The sequence below is a fragment of the Sphingomonas sp. GV3 genome (genome assembly GCF_031082075.1).
In the GTDB taxonomy this organism is placed as follows: domain Bacteria; phylum Pseudomonadota; class Alphaproteobacteria; order Sphingomonadales; family Sphingomonadaceae; genus Sphingomonas; species Sphingomonas beigongshangi.
On record NZ_JARWLE010000004.1, the window covers coordinates 41,650 to 50,804 of the forward strand.

Genomic DNA, 9,155 nt, shown 5'->3' on the forward strand with positions numbered 1-9,155 from the left:
CCCCGATGATGCGGCGACATTCGTTGCGGCATCCCGGTCCGGATTAGCCGGAGCGGATCGTTCGGAAAAGGGCCGGGTTGCGGTCAATCATAGAGCGTTGCGTGTCTCCGGTTGCGGAACCAGGCGCCTTCCACAATCGTATCGCTCGAACTTCACGACCGTATCCGCCTTATCCAAGATACGAACGGTCGATCAAGCGGACATGTTGTGGCGACCGAGAGCGAGAATGACTATTACGCCCCACGCGCAAGAAGAGCTTGATCTTCCCGGTTCGGCAATAGGCCCTGCGGTTAAGGCGAGTCATCTTGATCTTGCTGCCCGCTATGCCACAAAACGGGAGCTGCTTGGCCGAAATAACGGGTCATTCGATAAAGCGACATAAGGAAAACGGCTTGTCGGCATTGATTTTATCAAAGAACTATTTTGTCTGCGGCTCGACACGGACGGTGCAGGTTACGGAACTTCCTGCTTTATTCGCCCGCTTTTGACATCCCTCCACCGCTTCTCGATTGGCGGTGACGATCCTGTCGGCTGCCGCGACGTTGGCGAACGCCTCAGGCGCGGCAGTCCGCATCATCCGCTGACCGCCCTCCCACATTGGCATAGCGAGCGTGCTCGCCGCCATCTTCTCGGGCCATTGCCAGCTCGCCGGAACTGCACGCGACACGATGCCGGCGAACACGGCCCACGCGATCATGCCGACGACGATCCCGCCGATCGCCACCAGCATCACCCATCGCTTTTGATCCTCGGCACGACGCGCCGACGCGGTGACGCCCTGCAAGGCTCTCGTCGCGTCGCGCAGCTCTCCGGCCGCGGCCTTCACCGCCTGCCGGTCCTCGGCAACCGCTCCGGTGATCCGGGCTGCAACCTGGCGTGCGACCGTCTCGTCCTCCGCTGCTTTCCTCAGGATTTCGGCACGTTGGTAGGTGGCGGTCGCCAGCTTCGTGATCTGGCCCAGCGTCTCGCTATAGTCGGGCGGCTCGGGTCGGTTGTCACTGGCCGCGATCCCTTCGATCGCGCGCCGAAGTAACGCCAGCTCACCGCGCACGCCCTCGAACGCCTCCGCTGCCGCATCCCGTTCGTGATCGTCCTCGTTCATGTCGCCCCCCTTTCCCGCGCGAAAGCACGAACCTACCCGAAAGCACGAACTCTACCGGCTCATACCCCTGTCACGCTCCCGGCCCGGTTCGATCGACCGCGCCAGCGCCTCGCCGATCGACCGCTCGCGCTCGATCCTGATCTCCAGCTCGGGCGCACGACGACGCAATGCGGATTCGAGCTGCGGATCGCGGGCAAGCCCGACCGCCGCCTTCTCCATCCGCGCCTGCAACCGTTCGGCGCCGGCGGTGTCGCCGCTCCGCTCTAGACCGGCACGCAGGCGCTGCATCGCCTGCCAGCCTTCAACGAACCGGCCGGCGCGCGCGTCCGGGTCAAGGCGGACACGCTGTTCCTCGGCCATCGCCCGCACCGCGCCGCCTGTGTCGCCGCTCGCCGCCTGTTCGATCAGCTTGGGATCGCGCTGCATCGCGGAGACAAGGTCGCGCGCCGCGTCAGGCCCGGTCGCGTCCAGCGCCTCGATCGCGCGCCGTGCCGCCGTCTCCTGATGCGGCAGCACCGGCAAGCCCTGTGCCTTCATCCGCCGCACGTCGGCCGCGACGCGGGCATAGTCGCGGATCGCCTTGGCCTGGTCGGGGCGGTCGGTGCCGATCGCCGCCTCGCCAACCGGCGTCTTCTCGACCACGGGCTTCGGCCTGAACCCGGCGAACATGCCCCGCGCCTTGTCGCGAACCTTCTCGACCACCTGGCGCGCGAGTTCCGGGAACCGGATCTCGCGCCGATCGGCGAAGGCGCGGGCATGATCCTGCTCGCTGTACTCGGGCGCATAGTCACCGGCCATGTCCTTGCCGCGGTCGCGCGACAGCACGCGCGCGAGCTTGCCCTGATCGGCGAAGTCGTCGCGACCATAGTGGAGCTGCACGCCCTCGCGGTGCCGCGACAGCCCGACATAGCCGCTGTGCCGGTCCATGCCCGGCGTCGCGAGGACATGGGCGCGATCGACGGTCACGCCCTGCGACTTGTGGAACGTGGCGGCATAGCCGTGATCGACCGCGGCATAATCCTTTGCCGCGAACGTCACCTCGCGCCCGCCATCGAGCCGTACCGTCATGCCCTCGGGGCTGACGCGGCCGATCGTCCCCAGCGTGCCGTTCTTCACGCCCAGCGACCGCTCGTTCCGCAGGAACATCAGGCGGTCGCCCGCCGCGAAGTCGCGGCGGCCCCGGTCGGCCGTGAACGCCACGTCTTCGCCCAGCTCGCCGTTCGCGCGCAGCCGATCGCGCGCCTCGCCGTTCAGCTCGCGGACCTCGGCGTTGGTATGGGTTAGGATGATGCGCGACTGATCGGGATCGGCGCGGCGCTGGCGATCCCACCCGTCCACCAGCCCGGCCCGTGCCGCCTCGCGCGTATCGGCCGCGTGGACCATACCGTGCGCGGCATAGGCATCCAGCGCCTCGCCCGTCCGGCCCGTGGCGAGCGCCCGCGTCGCCTCCTTCTGCCAGTCCTCGCGCTGCCGACGGACCTCGGTGATCTCCGCCGCGCCGTGCCGCTCGGTGACGCTGCGGAACGCCGCGCCCGCCTCGATCGCCTGCAACTGCTCGGGGTCGCCCACCAGCACCACCTTGGCTCCGGCGTCGCGAGCGTGGGACAGCACCCGCTCCATCTGGCGGGTGCCGATCATGCCGGCCTCGTCCACCACCAACACATCCTTCGGCCCAAGCTGATCGCGGCCCTGCGCCCAGCCATGCTCAAGGCTGGCGATGGTGCGCGACGCGATGCCCGATCCGCCCTCCAGATTCTCGGCCGCGATCCCCGACAACGCCGCGCCGCGCACCTGGTAGCCCTCGCGCTCCCATGCCTCGCGCGCGACACCCAGCATCGCCGACTTGCCGGTGCCGGCATAGCCGACGACGGACGCCAGCCCCTCCCCGCCGGTGATATGGTCGAAGGCGTCGCGCTGCTCGTCGGACAGATTGAGGCCCCGCCCCCCAGCCGCCTCCAGCGCGCCCGTTCGCTGCCGGTCGGACACGCCATGATCGCCGCGCCGCGCCAGCTCGTCGCCGGCCTTCTCCAACCGCGCCTCGGTCGCGATCATGTCGCGCGACGTGAACCGCTCCTGGTCGCGGCCGTCCTTACCCAGCGCCACCAGCTCGGGGCTGGCGCGCACCGCCGCCATCACCCGGTCGAACTGCTCCTTGCCGTCCGAATGACGGAACGCGAACGTGGCAAGGTCGCGGGTGGTGAAGGTGGATTGCTGCCGGGTGATGCCGTCCAGCGCGATGCGTGGGTCGGCCGCGATCTTCTCGCCGTTCTCGCGCGCGATCCGTCGGTGATCGTCGGCGCGCTCTGCATCCTCGCCGCGATCGAGCCGGCGCATTCCTGCGGGTCCGATCTTGTGCTGGGGCTCCAGCTCGATGCCGCGATCGGCATGGCTGCGATGGTCGATCCGACCCTCAAGCCCCAGCTCGGCCATGCGCTCGTTGACATGGGCGGCCCACGCCTCGCGCCACCCCTGCAACAGCTCTGGCGCATTCCAGTCGCGGTTCTTCTGCCCGAACCCGTCCGGTCCCACGTCGCGCATCGACAGCATGACGTGCGCGTGCGGTTTCGGGCTACCGTCCTTCGCCTTATCCCAATGCACGTTGAGGTCGGCGACCATCCCGCGCTCCACGAACTGCTCGGCGACGAAATCGCGGGCGAGCGCGACGCCCTGCTTCTCGTTCATCTCGCGGGGGATCGAGAACTCTACCTCGCGGGCGAGCTGAGCGTCCTTGCGCTTCTCCCCTGCCTCCACCTCGTTCCAGAGTGCGGTCCGGTCGTTTAAACGCTTCGGCGCGCCTTTCGGCAACATCACCTCGGAGTGGATGACGCCGGCCTTGTTCGAGAAGTCGTGGTTACGTCCCAGCCGCTCGTCGTGCAGCTCGGATGCGGAGCGATAGGCGGCGGACGCGACGGCGCTGGAGCCGTTGGCCCGGCTGATGACCTTGACGCTGAAATGGTAGATCGCCATCGCGATCAGCACCATGCACTTCTGAGCGCACGTTGGCAACGACGTATAAGCGCGCACTCAAGATCTGCTGCGCATCTCCTGACTGACTTGAGCCGCTTTTGTGCTTGCGCTCCCTGCCTGCTCTGCCAAACTGTCTGAACAAGGAGAGCATGATGAGCCGTGCTTACGAGGAAGCGATCGAGCGACGCCGCGATGCGTATGTCGCTCAAGCGCTCGGGATTAGCGTCGAGACGCTTGATGATTACCCCTTTGATCTGGACGAGAATGCCAGCGACGACGGCGTGGTCTACGGTTGGCGTGTTCTGTGGAACGAGGAAGCACCACCCGGCGTCGATGCAAACGGAACATCGGGGCTGCTGTGGTCGGATATCCCTGCTGCGCCGGATGAACCCGACGAGGATGATCGCGATGCGTAAGGTGCGCGATTACGATGCGGAGCTGAAGGCCCTCGGCGACAAGGCCAAAGCGCTCAAGGCAAAGCGGGTGGAACAGCTCGGGATGCTGGTCACCGCAACGGGTGCCGACGCTCTCGATGCTGAAACACTCGCAGGCGTGCTGTTAGACGCGATCGGATCGAAGGATGCGAGCGCGAAGGAGGCATGGCGCGCGAAGGGCGCGGACTTCTTTCAACGGCGCGGGCGCAAAGGTGGCGGCGCTGCTGCAATCGACGGATCGGGCGCTGCGACTGAACCGCGCGGCGACGCTACGGACGGAAGCGGGTCAGCGGCGAACGGATAGCAGGGGTTGGGTCGTCCAACGCCGCGAACGCACCCGCCATCTGATCGAGCTGGGCGGCCTCGTCCAGAAGGCCGGACTCGTCGATCTCGCCGACGATGATCGCGCGACGATCTACGGTGCGCTGCTGGAATTGGTCGGCAAGGCCAGGAGCGAGACTGGCGACGACACGCTGGCATTGTGGAAGCGCCGCGGCCGGCGGGCGTTCGACGCGGAAGAAGCTGGCCGGGAGACGGGCGAATGATGACGATCGATCTCGACACGCTGCGAAGCGAAGTCCGTGCGCTCGACTATGTGCGCGGCAGCCCGGCCGAGGACACGATGTGGCGCGAGGACGACGAAGACGCCCGCGCCAACCTCGCGATCGAAGGCATGGCCCTGACGCCCGAGGATGACGCGCTGTTCGACATGCTGCGCGACGAACGCGTGCCCCCTCCCCTCGCCACCCAAATCCTTCTCAGGCTGCTCGGCCATCCCGATGCCGATCCCGCGCTGGCGATCACTCCCGCCGGTGCGAGCTGCTGATGCCGATGCGGATCGGTCCGCTCTGGGCGCTGCTGATCGGCTTCGTCGTCCTGATGGCGAGCAATAGCTGGCTCAAGGGCATCTTCGGCGTCGGCGAAATCGCGACCGACGTGCCGTTCCTGCTAACCGGCTTGGTGCTGTTCGGCATCTGGAAGTTCAATCGTCGTGGGCGCGCCCGCAACACGCTGATGGGATCGGCCCGCTTCGGCGATCGCCGCGACCTGGCGAAGCTGGAAGGCTCGGGCGATCTCGTCATCGGCCGATCGGGCCGCAACAACAAGCTGCTGCGCTATGACGGCCCGGCCCATCTGCTGACGATGGCACCCACCCGCTCGGGCAAGGGCGTCGGCACGATCATCCCCAATCTGCTGCTGCTCGACCGTTCGGTGATCTGCATCGACCCCAAGGGTGAGAATGCCCGCGTCACTGCCCGCACGCGCAGCCGGAAGGGCGATGTGTGGTGTCTGGACCCGTTCGGCGTCTCCGGGCGTCCTGCGGCCCGCTACAACCCCTTGGCGTGGCTCGATGCCGGCAGCCCGGACCTCGCCGAAGACGCACAGACGGTCGCGGACGCGCTGGTCCACGACGCACCGGGACAATCGGGCGAGGCGCATTGGAACGAGGAAGCCAAGGCGCTCATCGCCGGCATCATCCTGCACACCGTCATCCATGAGCCCACTGCCCTCGCCACGCTGGCGACGGTGCGCGACAAGCTCACCCGCGATCCCGCCGGCTTCGCCGCGCTGCTCGCCGACATGCAGGCCAGCGCTGGCGCGCACGGCCTGATCGCGCGTGCCGCCAACCGCCAACTCGGCAAGTCCGATCGCGAGGCGGCCGGCGTGCTGTCGTCCGCCCAGCGTCACACCCACTTTCTCGACAGTCCCCGCATCGTGGACAGTACGTCGGCGTCCGATTTCCGGTTCGCGGACCTCAAGGAGCGGCCGGGCACCGTGTTCCTGTGCCTGCCGCCCGATCGGCTCGATACCTACGCGCGCTGGCTGCGGCTGCTGGTGAGCCAGGCCGTCACCGACATGGCCCGCTCCCCTGCCCGGCCGGACAAGCCGGTGCTGTTCCTGCTCGACGAGTTCGCGGCGCTCGGCCGCCTCGATCCAGTGGAACGCGCGATGGGGCTGATGGCAGGCTACGGGATGCAGCTCTGGCCGATCCTCCAGGATATGCACCAGCTGAAAGCCACCTATGGTGAGCGCGCCGGCACGTTCATGTCCAATGCCGGCGTGATCCAGACGTTCGGGGTCAACGATCTTGCCACCGCCGACATGCTCTCACGCACGATCGGCGACACCACCATCGAGTATCAGACCTTCGGCACGTCGAACCCGGCGAGCATCTTCAGCGACGGCACCCGCTCGTCGTCGGCAAAATCCGCTACTATGCGGAGCGGGAGTTTGCCGGGCTCTACGATCCAGCCTGATCTGACACACCCGTAAAAAGGGACCATAGGCGTCGGGATAGCATCCTCCGCCGCCTCTCAACCTGCGCGGCGCTGACAGGTACACACCGCCGGATCGGCTTGGCTTCTCTCGGAAGCCTGCGGCCGATAGGCCGCTCTGGTGACGGCGTTAGCCGGCACGCAGCAAAAGCGTATTGGCCTTTAGGCCAATTCCGCATGCCCTTCCTGGGGTCAGTTCCGGCTGAGGGCGGAATGACACCCTAAGCGGTAGTGTCCTTGGGCCAGAGGTATTCGCCGGTGAGCAGGATGTGCGCCCATCCGAGTGGCGAGACATGGGCGAGAAGATGGTCGGGCGTGTCCAGCCCTTCGCGTCTCCGGGCCTCGACAGCATGGCCGAGATGCAGGGTGTTCCAGTAGACGATGATGGCGGTGAGTAGATTGAGGCCCGCGATCCGGTAGTGCTGGCCCTCGGTGGTGCGGTCGCGGATCTCGCCCTGGCGGCCGATGCGCAGGGCGTTCTTCAGCGCGTGGTGCGCCTCGCCCTTGTTGAGACCGACCTGGGCGCGGCGCTGCATGCCGGCGTCGAGAATCCATTCGATGATGAACAGCGTGCGCTCGATCCGACCGACCTCGCGCAGGGCTGCGGCCAGGTCGTTCTGGCGCGGATAGGCGGCGAGCTTGCGCAGGATGCGGCTCGGCGCGACCTGTCCGGCGCTCATGGTGGCGGCGCAGCGGAACAGGTCCGGCCAGTTGGCGACGACCAGCGCCTCGCGCGCCTTGCCGCCCACCAGCGGGCGCAGTTCGGTCGGCGTGGCGGCGGGGTCGAAGACATACAGCCGCTTGGAGGGCAGGTCTCGGATGCGCAGCACGAGGCGGTAGCCGAGCATGGCACTGATCCCGAACAGGTGGTCGGTGAACCCGCCGGTGTCGGCATATTGCTCCTCGATCCGCCGCCCGGCCTCGTTCATCGTCAACCCGTCGAGCAGATAGGGTGCCTCGCTGACGGTCGCGGGGATCGGCTGCGACGCGAATGGCGCGAAGCGGTCGTTGACGTGGGTGTAGGCCTTGATGCCTGGGTCGTTGCCGTAGCGCGCGTTGACCGTGTTCATCGCCTCGCCCTGTCGCGCGGCAGGGTAGAACTGGCCGTCGGCGGAGGCGGTGGTGCCCATGCCCCAGACCCGCGCCATCGGCAGGTCGCCCTGCGCGGCGACTACGGCCGCCAGCGCCTGGTCGATGGCCTCGCTCTCGACATGCCAGCGCGCGAGGCGGGAGAGCTGCCAGTAATCGTGGGTATTGCAGGCTTCGGCCATCTTGCGCAGGCCGAGGTTCAGCCCCTCGGCAAGAAGGACGTTGAGCAGGCCGATCCGGTCGCCGCACGGCACGCCGGTGCGCAGGTGGGTGAAGGCATCGGTGAAGCCGAGCGCGGCATCGACTTCGAGCAGCAGGTCGGTGATCCGGACGGGCGGCAGGCGACGGTACAGGTCGAGCACCAGCTCCTCGATCCCGTCCGGTGCATCGGCGGTGAGACGGTCGATGCGCAGCGCACCGTCCTCGATGCTGCCATGCGGGATCGTGCCGTTGCGCGCGGCGCGACCGAGCCGGGTGAGGCCATCGGCAAGCCGTGCCTTGCGGTCGGCCAGCCAGACATGCGGATCGGATGGGACTGCCAGCTTCATGGTCCGCGCGACCGTCATCGGCACGAGGACATGGCGCAGGTCGCCGTAGCGATGCGAGCGGTCGAGCCATATGTCGCCCGAGCGCAGCGCATCGCGCAGGTGGAACATGACCGCGACCTCGCGGAGACGCGCATCGTCGCTGCCTTTCACCCGCAACTGACGCCGCCACTTGGAATGCGGGCGCAGGAAGTCATCGGTTGCGGGGAGTGCGCCCCTGGCGGCGATGGCGGTCACCGCGTTGAGCAGAGATCGGGCGACCGGTGCGGCTGCGAGGTCGAGGCAGCGCAGCATACGCGGCGCATAGCGGCGGAAGCGGTGATACCCCTGATCGACATGCGCCAGCGGATCGTCGCTCAGCGTGTCGGTCAGCGTCCTGGCCGTCGCGACGAGGCGGTCGAGCCGGTCCCAGCCTGCCGTGCGCGCGACCGCATCTTCCAGCGACGCGCCGTTGCCATGCGCATCGAGCAGCGATCGGCCGAGCGCGGCGAACCCATCCAACGTCGCGGTAACCGCGCCTCTGGTTTCTGCAGTGCGGGCATCGTGCAGCTGCTTCGCCTCGCGCCAGGTCCGACCGACGATCCGGTCATGCGTCTCGATCACGGCGTCGGCGGTCGCGGCCGCCCATTCGATGACGCAGACCGCGAGGATGGCGCGACGCCGATCGGCGTTCAGGTCGCGCAGGCCATCGGCGAAATAGCGTTCGCCTTGTCGCCGCAGCCGGGTGACACGGTGCGGCGGT

The 9,155-nt window shown here is 67.6% G+C and carries 6 protein-coding genes and 2 pseudogenes; 5 read left to right on the forward strand and 3 right to left on the reverse strand.

Translation table 11 applies throughout. The annotated features are described in order from the left end of the window. Positions 1-418 precede the first annotated feature (418 nt). Positions 419-1,051 (reverse strand): DUF6118 family protein, encoded by a 633-nt coding sequence (locus RF701_RS17590; protein ID WP_308815821.1) that lies wholly within the window; start codon positions 1,049-1,051, stop codon positions 419-421. 102 nt (positions 1,052-1,153) lie between these two features. Beyond that, positions 1,154-4,069 carry a Ti-type conjugative transfer relaxase TraA gene (traA, locus tag RF701_RS17595; RefSeq protein ID WP_062127000.1) on the reverse strand — a complete coding sequence of 972 codons (2,916 nt, stop codon included), beginning with the start codon at positions 4,067-4,069 and terminating at the stop codon, positions 1,154-1,156. A 152-nt stretch (positions 4,070-4,221) separates the two neighbouring features. Between traA and RF701_RS17600 the strand changes: the two genes are divergently transcribed. The 5 genes and pseudogenes from RF701_RS17600 to RF701_RS17620 all read left to right on the forward strand — a co-directional run bounded on the left by RF701_RS17600 (position 4,222) and on the right by RF701_RS17620 (position 6,761). Then, the gene (locus tag RF701_RS17600) at positions 4,222-4,485 is read left to right on the forward strand and encodes a hypothetical protein (protein ID WP_308815822.1); all 264 of its coding nucleotides are present in this window, start codon (positions 4,222-4,224) and stop codon (positions 4,483-4,485) included. Then, a complete protein-coding gene (locus tag RF701_RS17605) occupies positions 4,478-4,807 on the forward strand; it encodes a conjugal transfer protein TraD (RefSeq protein WP_197462280.1) in 330 nt (109 codons plus the stop codon). Before RF701_RS17600 ends, RF701_RS17605 begins: the two co-directional genes overlap by 8 nt. A 13-nt stretch (positions 4,808-4,820) precedes the next feature. Then, positions 4,821-5,048, forward strand: a pseudogene (locus tag RF701_RS17610) (conjugal transfer protein TraD); the annotation flags it as partial. Next, positions 5,048-5,329, forward strand: coding sequence for a hypothetical protein (locus tag RF701_RS17615; RefSeq protein WP_374758667.1), 282 nt, complete (start codon positions 5,048-5,050; stop codon positions 5,327-5,329). The pseudogene RF701_RS17610 and the gene RF701_RS17615, both read left to right, overlap by 1 nt. Further along, positions 5,329-6,761: pseudogene (locus tag RF701_RS17620) on the forward strand (type IV secretory system conjugative DNA transfer family protein). The gene RF701_RS17615 and the pseudogene RF701_RS17620 overlap by 1 nt, the downstream one beginning before the upstream one ends. Before the next feature lie 239 nt (positions 6,762-7,000). On the opposite strand, the gene RF701_RS17625 reads toward RF701_RS17620, so the two are convergent. Beyond that, on the reverse strand, positions 7,001-9,155 hold a 2,155-nt coding region (locus RF701_RS17625; RefSeq protein WP_308815826.1), incomplete at its 5' end, for a Tn3 family transposase.

What these genes read in the sequence shown, in the direction of transcription:
- traA (WP_062127000.1), bottom strand. Translation starts at nt 4,069, where the DNA reads ATGGCGATCTACCATTTCAGCGTCAAGGTCATCAGCCGGGCCAACGGC.
- RF701_RS17600 (WP_308815822.1), top strand. Translation starts at nt 4,222, where the DNA reads ATGAGCCGTGCTTACGAGGAAGCGATCGAGCGACGCCGCGATGCGTAT.
- RF701_RS17605 (WP_197462280.1), top strand. Translation starts at nt 4,478, where the DNA reads ATGCGTAAGGTGCGCGATTACGATGCGGAGCTGAAGGCCCTCGGCGAC.
- RF701_RS17615 (WP_374758667.1), top strand. Translation starts at nt 5,048, where the DNA reads ATGACGATCGATCTCGACACGCTGCGAAGCGAAGTCCGTGCGCTCGAC.